Raw genomic sequence first — 17,461 nt, forward strand, 5'->3', positions numbered from 1 at the left:
ACATACGTGTAAAAACAATCGCTCCTAAGAGCATAAGAAAAACCGGAATCGTGCCTCAGCGCGATTCCGGTTTTTCGTTGCGAACGCTAAAAAAGGAACATGACGTGCTTTGTTCTAGTCTTTTTCGTGTGCAAATGAAAATCTATAATGTGTCTGGTAAATCATTTGCGTACATGGCGAGTGCATCTTCAGCTTCTTTTAGAACATGCATTGTTTTAGGATTCGGTGCAATATAAATGACGTCATACGTTTTTTCACCAAGTGATTCATCGGCAGTGAAGGCGAGTGCAGGCTCCTCAAGAGATAACTCCGTTTGCACATTGCCGCGTGCGTCGGCATACACCCAGCGATTGAGCGATGTTAAATAAATCGCATTAAAGGCATGCAAGTAATAGCCCTGCTGTGGTTCATCAAATAGCATTAATCGTTGGTAACAAAATCCACTTGGAATGCCTTCATGGCGCAGTAGTGCGGCTAATAAATTCGCCTTAGCATAGCAAATACCTGTTTGATGCTCTACAACATCGGATGCTGTACGTGTAACGGTGTGCGTTTGCTCATCCCATGAATGGGCAATCTCATCGCGTACATATTCATAAAAAGTGCGCACTTTTTCTAATTCTGGTAATTCGACCACATGTAATGCGTCGATTAACTGCTCGATACGTTCGTGATGGTAGTTGACGACATCTGTCGGTTTCAAATAGTCATCGATAAATGGGGACTCTAATTGGAATGGCATGGTCATCATCCTTTCGGAATTCGATTGGTATCTTTTTATTGTATATCAAAATGCATGATAATGTGGAATTTTTTAGTATTTATTATAAAAAATAATAATAATGTAAGAATACATATGCAATAAAAAAACATCTTCAACCTATTGAAGATGTCTTGAAAATACGATTAGTAGAATAAGGTTCTTATAGTTCAGGCACTCGGTCGATAAAGGCTTTGCCATCAATAACGCCGTGTTGATAAAGGTCTTCTGCCGTTTTAAAATATTGGGTATCACTATCGGATGAACGTGTTAATAAGAAGCTATCGTCCGCCTGCACGCGACTAATCCACCATTCGTCACCCTTATAATCAAATGACAGCTCCTGCCCTTCATCAATTGCTTCTTTCACTTGTTCCCATGTTTCAGAATCCATTTATTTTACCTGCTTTCTTTAATATGCGAGTGCAACGGTCCATTTCCAGTGGCTAAGTGGGCGTAATTTAGCACCACCAACAAGCATATCATAGGCTTTACCATCGCCCATATAAATGCCTACATGGCCCTTCCCATCATATAAAATATCGCCAGGCTTCGCATTTTTCACTGTACGTGTTTTAAGAGCACGAGCAGCTTGTGCTTTTGTTGTTGAACCAATATCTACGCCAAGCGCATTTAAGTAGATTTTTTGTGTATACGTTGCACAATCTAAGCCATAAAATAACGATTGGCCGTTATACACATAGCGTCCACCTGATAAACGGCGTGCTTCATGGAGTAGCTTTTCCGCTTTTGTACCGGTTGTTTTTGTTTTTGAACGGTCATACGTACGTATTTTATTTTCTTTTCGTGCTTGATCGTTATAAACAACTGAATAGCCTTTAGATTTGACTAATACCTTGTTGCCTTTCCATTTGAAAAATAAGTTATTATTCGCTGTATAGCCCGCGACAACTTTTACGCCATTTGGTGTGTAAAAGGCTTGGCTCTTTCCTTTTTGAATCTGACGATACGTTGAGTTTGAATATTTATTAAGCTGACTAACAAAACCATATGCCTGTCCATCGCTTGTTGTGCGCAGTCCTACTTCCGCTTGTCCAGAGCGGTCGCGTGTAATAATTGTTTGCTTTGTAGGGAATAGCACAAGACTTGTACTACGTAATTGTTTTGAATTTTCGACAGCTTGTATCGTAACACTTGATTTTGAGCTTATTAAACGTTCTTCATCATGTGTTGCATCTTTATATTCAAGTTTTGAAAAATAGGCCTCTGTGTAGGTAATCGCACTTGCTTGTGTTCCTTGCGCAGTTAAAGCGACTGCTAGGAAGCCTGCAGCAAGCAAGGCGCTGCCAAATAATTTTTTCATGTTGATAAAATCTCCTTTTAGTGTGGTACTGGTATTTTATAACAGAATTCTGATATTAGAAATGGTTATTGCAAAATTTCTTGTAAAATTTGTTGTTTTTATTTGCTTGAACATAGCATTCATTGAGCGCATCTGAAAGCCGGGTGGTATGTAGTTTGTTGTTATAAAGTCATTCTAATTTATTTTTTTCGTATGTTTTCTTGTAGCTTTTTTTGCCTTTTATGTAGAAAGTCTATACCTAGAATGGTGAGAAAAAAACATGTCACCTATCACCTAACCCATTTCTTCAGTTAATCGCCTCATAAAATGTATTGGGTAGTGTCGCGGAAAATGAATCACGACAGTAGCTAGAATGTTTCGTATAATGGAGGAAAGGAGAGGATTAGATGGTAGAAGTCATACATATTGATGCATTTAGTAATACGCCAGGAAAAGGCAATCCGGCAGGGGTTGTTTTAGAGGCTGAACGGTTAGATGAACAGATGATGCAGGATATCGCAAAACGTGTTGGTTTTAATGAGACGGCGTTTGTACTTTCGTCAGCTGTCGCAGATTTTCGGATTCGTTATTTTACACCAGGGCATGAGACGCCGCTATGTGGTCATGCGACAATGGGGAGCATCTATGCGCTATATCGCGCGAATAAACTTCCGGCGCATGATTTCACGATTGAAACGGGCGCGGGGATTTTGCCAATTCATATTGAGGAGGGTGACGAAGTCCGTATTACGATGCAGCATGCCAAACCGCAATTTGCCCCTTTTATTGGCTCAAAGATAGCGCTAGCTGAGGCACTTGGACTTTCCGAACAGGAGCTAGCAGCCGATTTACCAATTGTGTATGGCAGTACAGGGGCGTGGACATTACTAGTACCTGTAAAAAAATTAGCAAGTTTTGCGAAAATGACGCCGCAGATTGAGTGCTTCCCAGCGATTTTAACGGACCGCCCAACTTGTTCGGTACATCCATTTTGCTTAGAAACGCAATTTGACGAGGCAGCTATGCACGCTCGTCATTTTTCGTCCCCGTATTCAGGAACGACAGAAGATGTCGCAACAGGCACTGCATCAGGCGTAATGGGAGCTTATTATAAAGAATTTATCGATCATAAAAAAGCGTTACCATACACTTTAGTCGTTGAACAGGGCATGGAAATTGATAAGGATGGGCGCATTTATGTGCATGTCGACAAGACTATTTCCATTTCAGGTACAGCGGTTTTTGTAAATTCTTTTGAAGTATAAATACGTAAATTGGTGGGTATTGTATGCAAATTTCCATTTTTAACGCATAAAACATGAAAAATCTTAAATAAGTCGTAGTTTTTTTGAAAAAAAGGGAAAAATGGAGAAGAATGCACTTGAAAGCGGTTTCGATTGCTTTTAAAATAAGTGGTATAGACCACTATATTGAGGAGGAAAAAATATGCTAGCTTTCTTACAGAAAATTGGTAAGTCATTAATGTTCCCAATTGCGACATTACCTGCTGCAGCGATTCTTGTTCGCTTAGGCGCAGGCGATATGCTAGGTGACACTAATATTGTTTGGATTCAAACCGTAGCCGCAATTATGGAGGCTGCCGGTAATGCGATTTTAGGCAACTTACCGCTTATTTTTGCGATTGGTATCGCAATGGGCTTAGCTGTTGACACGAGTGGTGCCGCAGCGTTAGCTGGTGCCATTGCACAATTAGTATTAGTAGCCGTTTTAGGCGCAACAAACGATAAATTAGATATGGGGGTATTTGGCGGGATTGTATCCGGTATTACAGCGGGTCTTCTGTACAATAAATTCCATAAAGTAAAATTCCCAGAATGGTTATCATTCTTCGGGGGTAGACGATTTGTACCGATCATTACGTCCATTTCAATGGCGGTAATCGCAGGTCTATTATCTGTTGTGTGGGGCTATGCACAAATGGGTATTGACTGGGTTGGTAACTGGATGATTGGTGCCGGAGCATTAGGCGTAGGGATGTATGGATTCCTTAACCGTTTATTGTTACCAGTAGGTCTACATCATATCATCAATACAATCGTATGGTTCGACTTTGGTACATTTACAAATACAGCTGGCGAAATTGTTAAAGGCGATATTCCACGCTTCCTTGCGGGCGATCCAACAGCAGGTCACTTCCAAGCTGGTTTCTTCCCAATTATGATGTTCGGTTTGCCGGCAGCATGTCTTGCGATGTATTTAACAGCGAAAAAACATAAACGTGCCGCAGTCGGCGGGATGTTATTCTCTATCGCCTTTACCGCATTTTTAACAGGGGTTACAGAGCCAATTGAATTTACATTTATGTTCCTATCACCTGTTTTATACGGTGTTCACGCAGTATTAACAGGTATTTCATTAGCGGTTGCGTATATTGTTGGCTTCCGTGATGGCTTTGGCTTCTCCGCGAGCTTTATTGATTTCTTATTGAACTTAAAATTAGCAGATAATCCGTGGATGCTATTACCACTCGGTCTCGTATTCGGTGCGATTTACTTTGTTGTGTTCTACTTTTTAATTAAAAAATTAGATTTAAAAACACCGGGTCGTGAAGACGATGACGAAGATGAAGAGGGTATGGCTTCTACAGTTTCAAATGATTTAGATGTTCGTGCGTATCAAACAATTCAAGGTTTAGGTGGTCAAGACAATATCGAACAAGTGGATTACTGTACAACACGTTTACGTATGTCAGTAGTCGATGCAGATAAAGTCGATGGTGATTATTTAAAACAAACAGGTGCGCGTGGGTTAATGCGTATTAATAATAAAAATGTTCAAGTCATTATTGGTACATCCGTTGAATTTTTAGCGGAAGCAATGAAGGACCGCCTGAAAAAAGGCAACCCAGCTCCTGAAAATGCAGATATGGCACCAGTTGCTGTACCAGTGGAAGAAACACAAACAGGCAATATCACATCAGCTGATTTTGAAATGCCGATTGCAGGGGAGCTACTACCGCTATCAGAAGTACCAGACCAAGCATTCTCTACAGAAATGATGGGACCGGGCTTCGGTATTTTACCGCATAACGGTGAAATTTACGCACCATTTGATGGTCAAATCGTTATGGTATTCCCAACGAAACATGCGATTGGCTTAAAATCGGATACAGGTGTGGAAGTATTAATCCATGTTGGGTTAGATACCGTGAAATTAAATGGTGAAGGCTTCACATTACATGTAGAAGAAGGCCAATTAGTACAACGTGGTGATCATTTACTGAGCGTGGACTTAGCGGCAATTAAACCACAAGTTCCGTCTATTATTACACCAGTTGTGTTCACAAGTGCATTAGGTCAAAAAGTGACACTTGAAAAAACAGGTTTCCAGGAAGTTGGAACAGCAAATATTGTGTCATTAGACGAAGAATAAAGGAGATGACGGACTGTGTCATTATTAATTAAAGGCGTAACAGTCGTCAATGCAACCGAACGTTTAGAAAACATCGACGTATTAATGGCTGATGGTAAAATTCAACGGATTGCAAAAGAAATTCAAGCAGATGCGACAATAATTGATGGAACAGGCAAGTATTTACTACCAGGCTTTATCGATATGCATATTCATGGCTCTGTACGCTGTGATGCAATGGATGCAAGTGATGAGGGCCTTCATACGATGGCTGCGTCACTTCTTCGCGAAGGAACAACGAGCTTTTTAGCGACAACAATGACGCAAAGCCCGGAAAACATCGAAGCAGCACTTGCTGTTTTAGGTGACTTCAAGCCTACGTTAGAGGAAGCGGAAATGGTCGGCGTTCACTTAGAAGGTCCATTTGTATCGAAAAAACGTGCCGGTGCACAGCCACTAGAGCATATTACGCCACCAGATATGGCGTTATTCCGTAAGTGGCAACAGCTTAGCGGGCATCGTATTAAAGAAATTACGATTGCGCCTGAAGAGCCAGGTGGCATGGAAGCTGTTAAAGCGCTTCATGCAGACGGTGTTGTCGTATCCATTGGTCACTCAGATGCGACATTTGATGAGGTTGTGGAAGCGGTTGAATTAGGCGTTTCACAAGGGACGCATTTATACAATCAAATGCGCCCATTCCATCACCGTGAGCCGGGTGTCATTGGCGCGACGTGGCTTTTACCAGAAATCAAGGCTGAACTTATTGCCGACTTCATCCACTCGCATCCACAAGCGGTCCTTATGGCGTATAAAATGAAAACTGCAGCGGGCATTATTTTAATTACCGATGCGATGCGTGCAAAAGGGATGCCTTATGGTGACTATGATTTAGGTGGTCAGCTCGTGCATGTGACAGAAACGGGTGCTCATTTACCAAATGGCTCACTTGCAGGTAGTGTGCTTACGATGGATCAGGCGGTACGCAATATGCACCAAGCAACAAATTGTTCGTTAGAGGAGCTTGTGCAAATGTCGAGCTTTAATGCGGCGCAACAACTTCAAATGACCAATAAAGGACGTCTTGTGGAACAGGCAGATGCCGATGCGGTATTGCTTGATGAACGTTTAACGTTGGTTCAAACGGTGAAAGCGGGTAATATAGTTTATGAGGTGAAATCATGAATTTATATTTTGAACAATTGCACAGCTTATTAAATGACGTAGAAGCTTCTGAGCTACCTAAAATGACAGCACTTGCTGTTGAAATCGTTGATCGGTTACAGGCAGGTGGCATCATTCAGCTATTTGGCTCAGGTCATTCGACGTTATTAGCACAAGATGGCCATTTTCGAAGTGGCGGTCTCGTGCCGGTCAAAGCAATTCAAATTGAACCGCTTATGCTGCATAAAGGCGCATTATTATCGTCCGCAAATGAAAAACAAGCGGGTTTCCTAGCACAGCATCAACAAGACATTCAACTAGAAGCAGCAGATGTTTGTATTATTATTTCAACATCTGCTAAAAATCCTGCACCACTAGATATGGCGTATCTCGCAAAAGAAGCGGGAGCATTGACGATTTCACTGCAGTCACTTGCGTATACAGATATGGCATCCAATCATGTGTCAGGAAAGCGCCTAGAAGAAGTGGTGGATGTTGTGCTTGATACCCATGTGCCGGTTGGAGATGGTGTGTTGGCACTTGATGGCTTACAATATGGCCCGGTATCAACCGTACTAGGCGCTGCTATTTTAAATGCGCTCTATGGTGCAGTAATTGAAGAATTAGCAGCACGTAATATTGAACTACCGGTATTTGGAAGTAGCAATATCCAAACAACGACTACTAATGAATCATTGATTGAACACTACGGTCGACGCATTCATTTTTAATTAAAAAAGGGGATACAGTCATGGCAATACGAGTAGAGAGAATTCCATCGAAAGAAGCGCTTTATGAGCGTGCGGTGGCGATTATAGAAGAAGTGAAAGCACAAGGCGCGCACACATTTGGCCTTGCTACAGGGGGCACAATGGAGCCATTGTATGCAAAGTTATGTGACACGTCCATTGATTTCAGTGATGCAGTGAGCTTTAATTTAGATGAATATGTGGGACTTGATCCGACACATGAGCAAAGCTATAACAACTACATGCATCATCATTTATTTAATCAAAAGCCGTTTAAAGCGTCATATTTACCAAATGGTTTGGCAACGGATGCGACGAAAGAAGCGGCACGTTATGAAGCGTTATTAAATGAGCAACCACTTGATTTTCAATTGCTAGGCATCGGTGTCAATGGCCATATTGGGTTTAACGAACCAGGAACATCATTTGACTCGGTAACACATGTTGTCGATTTAACGCCTTCTACGCGTGAAGTAAATGCACGTTATTTTGATTCATTAGAGGAAGTACCGCATAAAGCATTTACGATGGGCATTCAATCGATTTTACGTGCGAACTGTATTTTACTTATTGCGATTGGTGAATCAAAGCGTACGGCATTACAGGCGTTGATTAATAATGATTATACGGAGCAAGTTCCGGCCACGGCACTGACGAAACATCCGAATGTCATTGTTTTAACAGATTTAGTAAAATAAAAAAGAAGCAGGTCTCGGTTACGAGGCTTGCTTCTTTTTTGTGCCGAAAACTAGATAAAAAAAGGAAATACCTGCGAAGCTATTACAGCAACATTTCCATTTTGTAAAGAGTTTGTAAAACAACTTTACAGCTATATGGAACATTGATGTAATAAAGAAAAGAGGGGTGGAAAATGGGACAATTACTCGTGATTTTTTGGACTGCACTGAAATTAGGGCTCGTATCCTTTGGCGGGCCGAGTGCACATTTAGCTTATTTTGAACGTGTTTATGTAAAGGAAAAGAAATGGTTAACAGCAGTAGAGTATACAGATTTAGTAAGCTTAAGTCAGTTTTTACCAGGTCCTGCATCTAGTCAGGTAGGTATGGGAATTGGATTAAAAAAAGGGGGGATTTTAGGCAGTATCGTAGCATTTTTAGGATTTATATTGCCATCGGTAGTTGTGCTAATGATTTTTGCCTACATCCATGCAAAAGGGAACTGGTCACTTGACTGGCTTCATGGTTTAAAGCTCGTGGCTGTAGCAATTGTTGCGCATGCAATTTTAGATATGTCAAAAAAAATTTGGCATTCAAAAATGGCTATCATTCTAACAGTGGTAGCAACGGCTGTTCTTTTAAACTGGCAAACGACGTATAGTACAATCATCGTCCTACTAATTGCAGCACTTGCTGGACAACTCTTTTTACGTCAGCAGCAACCAGCGCTTCTTGTAGAGAATGTTATTTCTAAGAGAATTGCTGCGGGATTTTTAATTGCCTTTGGTGTGCTACTCGTAGCCTTGCCGCTGATAGCGAAATTATGGCCTACGACATGGCTTGTGATGTTCGAAAAATTTTATACGGCTGGTGCGCTTGTTTTTGGCGGAGGACATGTGGTCTTGCCATTACTTGAAGAACGCTTCGTTGAAACGGGACTGATTTCACTCAATGATTTTTTAGTAGGCTACGGAGCAGTTCAAGCCGTGCCAGGACCATTATTTACTTTTGCTAGCTATTTAGGCATGGTTATAGGCGGTATACCTATGGCGTTACTAGCCACGGTGGCGATTTTTTTACCCGCTTTTTTATTAATTATTGGGGCCTATCCTTTTTGGCAACAAATCCGCTCAAATCCAAAATGGTGCGGTGCATTTAATGGTATGAATGCGGCAGTAATAGGCGTGTTGCTAGCTGCTTGGATTACACCGATTGTCACCTCGACCATTCATTCATGGCTTGATATTTTATGGGTGATTCTGTTGTTTGCTATGCTCCTGAAATGGTCGCCGTTACTAGTTGTCGTCGTTGGAATCCTTATTGGTGTTTTCTTTTAATCTAAAAAGGTAGGCATTCACAGATGGAATGCCTACCTTTTTAGTCGTCATCTTCATATTCCCGCTTTTTAAAGTGAGCGGGAGGTTTTGCGCGGCGAAAGGCTTCAAATAAATTAATCATTAATCCTAAAATAATGACGATGAGAATGAGAAGAATCGCAACAGACATCAAATCACCATCCTTATGTAGCAGCGGCTGGATGACCAGCCACTATGTGTCAATGTTTGAGTCGATAAAAACGTGGCATGATAACAGCTTGTTGTGAAGGGGAAGTATATGGTTCTGGCTGTCGTAAAATTTCTTTGACGTTTGAAATAAGCATCACAGCACCAAAGACTAAAAGACAAAGTGAAATGACGATCATCTTCATCACATCCCTTACAGTTGTTATCTATGATATTCCCGCTTTTTTTTGAACTCAATCCTGTTGTAAAATCGTACTTTGCTGCAAATAGACGACGTTATATTGTTGCGCAAGCGTCGCTAAGTAGGCGCGTAATGCACCCCATTGTTTTTCCTCTAACAGCTTGATGTAGCGCGCCTTTTGTTCGTCTGTCGTCTGTTTTTTAAAATAGCCCCACATATGCTGAAGGGCATTCGAGCGGCTGCCGTCTGTAGGCGTGAGTGTGAGCGCTTCATTAATCGTTTGCTGGAGTTCCTCTAGTGTACAGCCATCGCGCATCATATGACGAATTTGATTGTAATGTGCTTGACTATAGTACATCACGCGGTATTTTTCAGTGCGCCATAATTGTTGTTCAGCATGCATCGAATCACCTCGTCTTTAGTATAGCATGAGGGCATCGCCATAAAAAAATGAGACTCGGACAACAACTTGCCCGAGTCTCATTTTTTTATAATGCTTTTGTTGAAACATTTCCTTCTTTACGTTCTTTTGCATATTCAGCTGTTGCTGTGAATAATACGTCTGTAGATGAATTTAATGCTGTTTCGCAAGAATCTTGTACAACGCCAATGATCATACCGACTGCAATGACTTGCATCGCCACATCTGCTGGGATACCAAACAGACTACATGCTAATGGAATTAATAATAGTGAGCCACCTGTTACACCTGAAGCGCCGGCTGCAGAGACAGCAGATAACACCATTAATAAAATAGCTGTTGGAATGTCTACTTCGATTCCAAGTGTATGAGCGGCCGCAAGTGATAATACAGAAATGGTTACAGCTGCGCCACCCATATTGATTGTTGCACCTAATGGAACGGATACTGCGTACGTATCTTTATTTAAATTTAATTTTTCACATAGCTTCATATTAACGGGAATATTCGCTGCAGAGCTACGTGTGAAGAATGCTGTAATACCACTTTCTTTTAATGTTAACAGTGTTAATGGATATGGATTACGACGTGTATAAATAAATACGATTAATGGGTTCACAACAAGTGCGACAAAGAGCATTGTTCCTACAAGGACGATAATTAAATGACCATAATCAAGTAATGCTGATAGGCCATTTTTTGCCACCGCATCGAATACAACACCGATGATACCGAATGGAGCTAGATTGATTACCCATTGAACGATTTTTGATACCGCATCTGATAGATTTGAAATAACGGTTTTTGTTGTGTCACTTGCCATACGTAGTGCCACACCTAATAAAATCGCCCAAGCAAGAATACCTAAGTAGTTGGCATTCATAATAGCTGTAACCGGGTTTGTTGTAATATTTAATAGAATATTTTGGAGTACTTCCCAAATATCACTTGGCGGTTTAATTTCCGTAGCGCTTTCTTTTAAGTGAAGAGTTGTTGGGAAAATTTTTGCGGCAATTACCGCGACAGCACCTGCCATAAATGTTGCAAGCGCATATAAGCCTAAAATAGATTTCATATTTGTTTGTTGGCCGTTCTTATGACCTGAGATGGCTGCGATAACGAGTACGAATACAAGGATAGGTGCTACCGCTTTTAATGCGCTAATAAATAATGTACCTAGAATAGAAATGCCAGCCAATGATTTTGGGGCAACGAGTGCAAGGATTACACCGATAACGATACCGACAATAATACGATTGACTAGGCTAATACTATTCCATTTTGCGAATAGTTTTTTCATTATGTAACCTCCGAATGTGTTCTCTAGAAAGACTGATGTTTTTGTATAGTGTACAGTTTACCACTAAATGTTCTATTAATCTGAAAAATTCAGACTTTCTTATATTTTTACGCAAAAACACGACATATTTCAACAGAAAATAGAAAAATCGATACATAGTCTATTAAAAATAGAATGATTTTGAGCAGTTTTGTGTATTGCTCAAGATTAAAGTATAATAAAATAGATATTGGAGGGATTATTATGAAAATGACAGCCTTAGATCGCTGTAATAAAGAGACAGAGGAAATTATTGCATCAGCAGATGAATCATTCCTTAAAGAACCTTTAAACTATGTGGCACAAAACCAAATTGAATATATTTACGCGGAATCAAAAGAGTTTACAGATCGTAAAATGGATGCCGTAGTAATTGAGTTTGACGATATGTTTAAAATACATACCGCATTATTTGGCCTTGCCTTACAAAAAAATACAGCAACCCGATTAAGACATACTTACGTGCGAATTTAACACCGATGCTTGGTTCATCAAGTGCGATGTTTAATGGACAAGAGGGCATTTGGGAAATCAACATTGCCTTTGATGCAATGAAAGATTATACAGGAAATGAAACACTTGGCGAGGCATATGATAAGTTATTAAAACTTGTCGATGCAATGCTAGAAGAAATTGGCGCTTAGCGTATGAAAAGCTCACAACTGTGGGCTTTTTTTGTAGATAAAAGGATTATAATTGGCATATTAAGGGAATGATGTATTACTTATGATTGCACTTGCCGCGGGAATGCTGACAAGAAAAGGGGAGAACATGCATGCAAAAACGTATGCCGCTCGTTTTAAAGCAACAAGCAATACAACAGCCTGAAAAAATAGCCTTTGAATTTCGGTCTCATAAAAAAACCTATGGAGACGTCTATAGACAGGCGACTGCCTTAGCAGGATACTTACAGCAATTTAATTATGATAAGGATACGATTATCGGTATTTTTATGGATAATCATGATGATTTTCCGGTCATTTACTTTGGGATTCAGCTAGCAGGGCTTATCGCTATGCCAATTAATACGAAGCTAGCACCAGCAGAAATTGCCTATATTATCGACCATTCGGAGGTAAAGGCTATCTTTTGTGATACGGCACTCACGCCGAAGCTGGATGCAACGGGCATGCCTATTGCACAGCGCTTCACAACCGAGGATTTGCCTGAAATTTATACACATGCGCCATTTGAGGCAGCGAGCATAGAGGATGAGGATATTGCGGTGATTATGTATACGTCGGGGACGACAGGAAAGCCAAAGGGTGTCATGCTGTCGTATCGTGCGGTGTATGAGGCAACTTCGCAGTGGGTGGAGTCCGTTGGATTAACGGCACAGGACCGTATGTTTATTTGTACACCATTATTTCACTGTGCGGGCTTACATGTGTTCTTAACGCCGATTGTCATGGTAGGGGGTACGTTTATTATCGAAGAAGCCTTTTCGCCGACACAAACGCCAACCTGGCTGCGTGATACACAGGCGACAATTTTCTTTGGTGTGCCGGCGATGTATATGCTGCTATTAAATAATGAGGATTTCTCAGCATTTGATTTATCGCATGTACGCTTATTTGCGTATGGAGCGGCACCGATGCCTTATGAATTAGTATCAAAGTTGCGTAAGTTATTTCCGCATGTGTCACTACAAAATTTTTATGGTCAAACAGAAAACGCACCGTGCTCCACAACACTTAAAGGGAATGACGTATTGGAGAAAATCGGCTCTGTCGGTAAGCCGCCAACCGAGAAAACAGCTGTTCGCATTGTTGGACCAGACGGTGAATCCGTACCAAATGGCGTCGTCGGTGAAATTATTGTCAAGGGACCGCAGACGATGACCGGCTATTTACGCAATCCACAGGAAACAGCACATGCCCTACGCGATGGCTGGTTATTTACAGGTGACTTAGGCCGTCTTGATGATGAGGGCTTCCTATATATCGTTGATCGCCAAAAAGATATGTTGATTCGCGGCGGGGAAAACGTGTATCCGGTCGAGGTGGAAGAAGTATTATTCCAAATGCCAGCAGTGCTTGAAGCAGCCGTTGTAGGAGTACCACATCCTATTTACGGCGAAGTACCGAAGGCGTATATTTGCTTAAAAGAAGGACAGACGCTGACAGTTGAGGAGCTAACAGCGCATTGTGTAGAGCGTTTAGCAAAGTATAAAATACCGGTGGAGATGGAATTAATGGATGCCTTACCGCGTAATGCTTCTGGAAAAGTACTGAAGCATGTGTTACGAAGCAGCACATAGGGTATAGATTTGTAACGATGACGAACGGAGGCGAATAGGCATGGAATGGATTGGTCTTGTAATTGCAGTTGCGTTTTTAGTACTCATTGGTATCGCATTTTATCGTGTTGTGATTAAACGCCGCCCAGTAGAAGATATGTATACGCCATTTGATAATGCCACATCTGGAAAAGACGATGGCGTGACGCGTCATCCGATTCAAGATGATAATACCTATATTGAGCCGACAACTGAAGATACGAAAAAATAAAGAAAAAAGCAGGAATTGCGTAGGTGTTCGCAATTCCTGCTTTTTTAATGGGCATAGCCATTTTTGTAGATTGTCCCATTATACATACCATTTGCGACAATACCATCAACAAAATATTTGCCGCTGTCTTTATGAATGCCCGTTAATCGGACACCGTCTACATAACGAATGGCATCGACAACACCAGAGAAGGCGCGACCATTTTTATAAAGAATACCATCATAGGTACCACTTGCTACGATGCCTTTCACAAAATATTTGCCACTTTCGTTGTGAAAGCCTGTTAGTGGTTTACCGTCCACATAACGAATGCCATCAGGTCTTTGTACGCCGCTATAGGGCGCACCATTATGATAAAGTACACCTTTATATGAATAGCGTCCTACCTTTTCAATCGCATCATAATAGAGCGTATTTTTGTAAACAGCATAGCCTTTTACCGGCTGATTGGTTTTCTTATTGTATAACGTATAATAGACCAATTTATAGGAGGCGGCAGATGCCGGTGTTGTCGCAACGAGTAGTAATGCAGCACAGCTACAGGTAGCAACGATTTTTTTAAGTTTTTTCATAAGCGATCATCAGCTCCTTCAATAGGTGATGTTGTTTTTTCTTCTTTTATATAAAAGAAGCCTCGTAAAATGGTTAAGCCTTTTTCATAAGGATGCGCTAGCATTTCCTGATAAAGTATTGCGATTGTATGACCGCACATTAGCCCTAGCCACAATGCTACAGAGACAGATAAAATAAAGGGCTGAATACATAGCAGCGCACAAATGAGCTGAATAGCTGCAATGTATAGCATCAGACTTCGAGTTAATGACTTTGATGAACTAGTTGTATATCTATGTGGGAATTGCATTGTCACGAGATACCCTAAAATAACAGCAAAAAATCCAAAGATAGCCATATCACTAATCAATGTAGCAAGCACGCGCCAAATAGGTATAGTAGCAACTGCGGTGACTACATACTGTGGCACAAACTGAAAATAGTACTGTGCAGCGTTCGTAAACGAAGAAGGAAAGTACAGCGAACTGTCTGTAATATGTTGTATTTTCTGTAAAAAGGGGATAAGGCAGTAGATGCCTACAAGAAATGCTGCATATCCTTCTAAAACCCATGCTCGTATCTCATACATCCTTTGTAATTGTACTAATTTTATAGGATATTTTATCATGAAAACGCTCCTTAAAGTGGATAACTTAACCTATTATATCATTTTATTGTAAGTGAAAATACTCATTTTTTGATTTTTAAAATACCCTATGGTGTGTAGAAATTCTATAAGAAAAAATAGGTTTAATAGATGTTGTAACATAATATGAATAAAATTAAAATTGTATAAAAAGCTGAAATAAAAGGCCTAATAAAAAAATAAATTCTTTTCTTTGACTTTATACCTCATGGGGTATATGATGTTAATCGTAAAGTGATTACTGAAAAGAAAATACCATTAACCGTATAGGAGGTCGTTTTATGTTTTCATTTTTTTCAAAAATACCATCAATTTCAACAGCACAATTAAAAGATTGCCTAAATGACAAAGATAAGGTATTTATCGATGTACGTACGAAAGCGGAGTATAAATCGAACGGCTTACGTCAATTTAAAAATATGCCACTTGGTTCAGATTACAGTAAGTTACCAACAAACAAAGAAATTGTCGTGATCTGTCAAAGTGGTATGCGCTCAAAAGCAGCATGCAAACAAATGAAAAAGCTCGGCCTGAACGTGACAAATGTTCGCGGTGGTATGAGTGCTTATTAAGGAGGAACAATGATGAAGGAAATTTCAACAACAGATGTATTAGCAAAAATGAATGCAGGTGAGGCGCTACATTTAATTGATGTGCGTACACCACAAGAAGTGGCAGAAGGACATATTGAAGGGATTGATAATATTCCTTTGCACTTATTAGAGGCCAAATTACCAGATTTGAATAAACAAACACCTTATATTTTAGTATGTCGTTCATCTGCACGCAGTGGACAAGCAACACAATTCTTAACAGATATGGGCTATGACGCGACAAATATGGTCGGTGGTATGCTTGCTTGGGAAGGTCCAGTAAAATAACACATTATATTATAATTCGTTAATTAATAGGAGGAAATTTATTATGTCAAACAAAGTAGCTATTATCGCATCAAACGGTGGTCTTTTCGACGCTTATAAAGTATTCAATATCGCAACGGCAGCAGCCGCAACTGACAAAGAGGTAGCCATCTTCTTTACATTTGAAGGGTTAAACTTAATTCACAAAGAAGCGATGCATGCACTACCACTACCAGCAGGGAAAGAAGCAATGGCAGAAGGCTTTAAACAAGCGAAAGTTCCAGCTATTCCAGAATTAGTTGAAATGGCGCAAGATTTAGGTGTAAAAATGATTGCTTGTCAAATGACAATGGATGTAATGGGTTTAACTAAAGAAGCATTTATTGATGGAATCGAAGTAGGCGGAGCTGTTACATTCTTAGAATTTGCTAAAGATGCAGCACCTTCATTATCATTCTAATGAATTGTTTTAATAAAAATCGTCCATGCTTCGTGCAAAATACATCGGTTCTTATGTTTTATATGAAGAGAGCGCTCTACCGTATAAAAGTTACGATAAAACGTGTACTATAGAATGTGGACTAAGGCACAAATGAAAGAAGGCACATTATGACCATTGGATTTATTGCAACGTTATTTGCTATCGGGATTGTGGGTTCGTTTATTTCCGGCATGCTCGGTATTGGCGGAGCTATCATCAAATTTCCGATGTTATTATATATCCCGGCGCTGCTCGGTGTGGGATCATTCACATCGCATGAAGTATCAGGTATTACGGCAGTTGAAGTTCTTGTGACATCGATTTCGGGTGTACTTGCTTTTCGAAAGGGCAACTATTTAAATGCTAAACTCATTTTCATTATGGGGACTGCTGTATTAGTCGGGAGCCTCGGTGGAAGTTTTTTATCAAGCAGCTTTAGTGAGGAAGGCGTCAATATCGTGTACGGTATTTTTGCGTTACTTGCCGCTGTGTTGATGTTGATACCAAGAAAACAAGTGCCAGAGACGACAGAAGTAACCTTTAATAAACCACTTGCAGCAGGTCTAGCGCTATTTGTTGGGGTTGGATCTGGTATTGTAGGTGCAGGCGGGGGTTTTTTACTCGTACCAATTATGCTCGTTATTTTAAAAATTCCAACGCGCGTAACAATTGCTTCGAGTCTAGCGATCACATTTATTTCGTCAATCGGGAGTTCAATTGGCAAGATTTCAACGGGACAAGTTGAGTGGTTGCCTGTCATCATTTTAGCAGTTGCAGCAATTATTGCCGCTCCACTTGGCGCTAAGGTTGCAAAAACGATGAATACACGAGCACTTCAAATTTTCTTAGCTTTACTCATTACGCTAACAGCTGTGAAAATTTGGACGGATATTTTGTTTTAAAAAAATGAGGCTGGGACATAC

22 protein-coding genes are annotated in these 17,461 nt (G+C 40.5%); 14 read left to right on the plus strand and 8 right to left on the minus strand.

The window, feature by feature from the left end; all coding sequences use genetic code 11:
* Nucleotides 1–142 precede the first annotated feature (142 nt).
* The 3 genes from KTHG_RS10775 to KTHG_RS10785 form a co-directional block, all read right to left on the minus strand.
* Entirely contained in the window at nt 143–742 is a 600-nt protein-coding gene (locus tag KTHG_RS10775) for a transglutaminase domain-containing protein (protein WP_139993475.1), read from the minus strand.
* A gap of 181 nt (nt 743–923) precedes the next feature.
* Nucleotides 924–1,154: a hypothetical protein gene (locus KTHG_RS10780; RefSeq protein ID WP_126991898.1), complete on the minus strand. Its 231-nt coding sequence runs from the start codon at nt 1,152–1,154 to the stop codon at nt 924–926.
* 18 nt (nt 1,155–1,172) lie between these two features.
* Nucleotides 1,173–2,084, minus strand: coding sequence for a C40 family peptidase (locus tag KTHG_RS10785; RefSeq protein ID WP_139993477.1), 912 nt, complete (start codon nt 2,082–2,084; stop codon nt 1,173–1,175).
* Nucleotides 2,085–2,470: 386 nt separating this feature from the next.
* On the opposite strand from KTHG_RS10785, the gene KTHG_RS10790 reads away from it, so the two are divergent.
* From KTHG_RS10790 to chrA, 6 genes are all read left to right on the plus strand, one after another.
* Entirely contained in the window at nt 2,471–3,328 is an 858-nt protein-coding gene (locus KTHG_RS10790; protein WP_139993479.1) for a PhzF family phenazine biosynthesis protein, read from the plus strand.
* Between the two features lie 181 nt (nt 3,329–3,509).
* Entirely contained in the window at nt 3,510–5,456 is a 1,947-nt protein-coding gene (gene nagE, locus KTHG_RS10795) for an N-acetylglucosamine-specific PTS transporter subunit IIBC (protein ID WP_139993481.1), read from the plus strand.
* A 15-nt stretch (nt 5,457–5,471) separates the two neighbouring features.
* Nucleotides 5,472–6,620, plus strand: a complete 1,149-nt coding sequence (gene nagA / locus KTHG_RS10800) for an N-acetylglucosamine-6-phosphate deacetylase (RefSeq protein WP_139993483.1) — start codon at nt 5,472–5,474, stop codon at nt 6,618–6,620.
* Nucleotides 6,617–7,330, plus strand: a complete 714-nt coding sequence (locus KTHG_RS10805) for a sugar isomerase domain-containing protein (protein WP_139993485.1) — start codon at nt 6,617–6,619, stop codon at nt 7,328–7,330. The genes nagA and KTHG_RS10805 overlap by 4 nt, the downstream gene beginning before the upstream one ends.
* Before the next feature lie 26 nt (nt 7,331–7,356).
* The gene (locus KTHG_RS10810) at nt 7,357–8,046 is read left to right on the plus strand and encodes a glucosamine-6-phosphate deaminase (RefSeq protein WP_126991944.1); all 690 of its coding nucleotides are present in this window, start codon (nt 7,357–7,359) and stop codon (nt 8,044–8,046) included.
* A gap of 173 nt (nt 8,047–8,219) precedes the next feature.
* Nucleotides 8,220–9,362: a chromate efflux transporter gene (chrA, locus tag KTHG_RS10815; RefSeq protein WP_186439562.1), complete on the plus strand. Its 1,143-nt coding sequence runs from the start codon at nt 8,220–8,222 to the stop codon at nt 9,360–9,362.
* A 40-nt stretch (nt 9,363–9,402) separates the two neighbouring features.
* Here the strand turns inward: chrA and KTHG_RS21855 are convergent, their stop codons facing one another.
* The 3 genes from KTHG_RS21855 to sstT all read right to left on the minus strand — a co-directional run bounded on the left by KTHG_RS21855 (nt 9,403) and on the right by sstT (nt 11,450).
* Nucleotides 9,403–9,531 (minus strand): hypothetical protein, encoded by a 129-nt coding sequence (locus tag KTHG_RS21855; protein ID WP_255512434.1) that lies wholly within the window; start codon nt 9,529–9,531, stop codon nt 9,403–9,405.
* Nucleotides 9,532–9,781: 250 nt separating this feature from the next.
* Nucleotides 9,782–10,132, minus strand: coding sequence for a YbgA family protein (locus tag KTHG_RS10820; protein ID WP_139993487.1), 351 nt, complete (start codon nt 10,130–10,132; stop codon nt 9,782–9,784).
* An 85-nt stretch (nt 10,133–10,217) separates the two neighbouring features.
* On the minus strand, nt 10,218–11,450 hold the full coding sequence (gene sstT, locus KTHG_RS10825; protein ID WP_139993489.1) for a serine/threonine transporter SstT: 1,233 nt from the start codon (nt 11,448–11,450) through the stop codon (nt 10,218–10,220).
* Nucleotides 11,451–11,693: 243 nt separating this feature from the next.
* Here sstT and KTHG_RS21860 point away from each other — a divergent pair, with 243 nt between their 5' ends.
* From KTHG_RS21860 to KTHG_RS10840, 4 genes are all read left to right on the plus strand, one after another.
* Nucleotides 11,694–11,963: a hypothetical protein gene (locus tag KTHG_RS21860; RefSeq protein WP_255512435.1), complete on the plus strand. Its 270-nt coding sequence runs from the start codon at nt 11,694–11,696 to the stop codon at nt 11,961–11,963.
* A 5-nt stretch (nt 11,964–11,968) separates the two neighbouring features.
* A complete protein-coding gene (locus KTHG_RS21865; protein WP_255512436.1) occupies nt 11,969–12,133 on the plus strand; it encodes a hypothetical protein in 165 nt (54 codons plus the stop codon).
* A gap of 131 nt (nt 12,134–12,264) precedes the next feature.
* On the plus strand, nt 12,265–13,749 hold the full coding sequence (locus KTHG_RS10835; RefSeq protein WP_139993491.1) for a class I adenylate-forming enzyme family protein: 1,485 nt from the start codon (nt 12,265–12,267) through the stop codon (nt 13,747–13,749).
* Between the two features lie 40 nt (nt 13,750–13,789).
* Entirely contained in the window at nt 13,790–13,999 is a 210-nt protein-coding gene (locus tag KTHG_RS10840; protein WP_126991887.1) for a DUF3951 domain-containing protein, read from the plus strand.
* 44 nt (nt 14,000–14,043) lie between these two features.
* Here the strand turns inward: KTHG_RS10840 and KTHG_RS10845 are convergent, their stop codons facing one another.
* Together KTHG_RS10845 and KTHG_RS10850 are read right to left on the minus strand one after the other, a co-directional pair.
* Nucleotides 14,044–14,571, minus strand: a complete 528-nt coding sequence (locus KTHG_RS10845) for a hypothetical protein (protein ID WP_126991886.1) — start codon at nt 14,569–14,571, stop codon at nt 14,044–14,046.
* On the minus strand, nt 14,568–15,179 hold the full coding sequence (locus tag KTHG_RS10850; protein WP_139993493.1) for a hypothetical protein: 612 nt from the start codon (nt 15,177–15,179) through the stop codon (nt 14,568–14,570). Before KTHG_RS10850 ends, KTHG_RS10845 begins: the two co-directional genes overlap by 4 nt.
* Before the next feature lie 299 nt (nt 15,180–15,478).
* Here KTHG_RS10850 and KTHG_RS10855 point away from each other — a divergent pair, with 299 nt between their 5' ends.
* From KTHG_RS10855 to KTHG_RS10870, 4 genes are all read left to right on the plus strand, one after another.
* Nucleotides 15,479–15,769: a rhodanese-like domain-containing protein gene (locus KTHG_RS10855; protein WP_126991884.1), complete on the plus strand. Its 291-nt coding sequence runs from the start codon at nt 15,479–15,481 to the stop codon at nt 15,767–15,769.
* Nucleotides 15,770–15,781: 12 nt separating this feature from the next.
* The gene (locus tag KTHG_RS10860; protein ID WP_126991883.1) at nt 15,782–16,078 is read left to right on the plus strand and encodes a rhodanese-like domain-containing protein; all 297 of its coding nucleotides are present in this window, start codon (nt 15,782–15,784) and stop codon (nt 16,076–16,078) included.
* A gap of 43 nt (nt 16,079–16,121) precedes the next feature.
* Nucleotides 16,122–16,517 (plus strand): DsrE/DsrF/DrsH-like family protein, encoded by a 396-nt coding sequence (locus KTHG_RS10865; RefSeq protein ID WP_126991882.1) that lies wholly within the window; start codon nt 16,122–16,124, stop codon nt 16,515–16,517.
* A gap of 149 nt (nt 16,518–16,666) precedes the next feature.
* On the plus strand, nt 16,667–17,440 hold the full coding sequence (locus KTHG_RS10870; protein WP_139993495.1) for a sulfite exporter TauE/SafE family protein: 774 nt from the start codon (nt 16,667–16,669) through the stop codon (nt 17,438–17,440).
* The last annotated feature ends 21 nt before the right edge of the window (nt 17,441–17,461 follow it).

The sequence above is a fragment of the Kurthia sp. Dielmo genome, from assembly GCF_000307285.2.
GTDB classification, from domain to species: Bacteria; Bacillota; Bacilli; order Bacillales_A; family Planococcaceae; genus Kurthia; species Kurthia populi.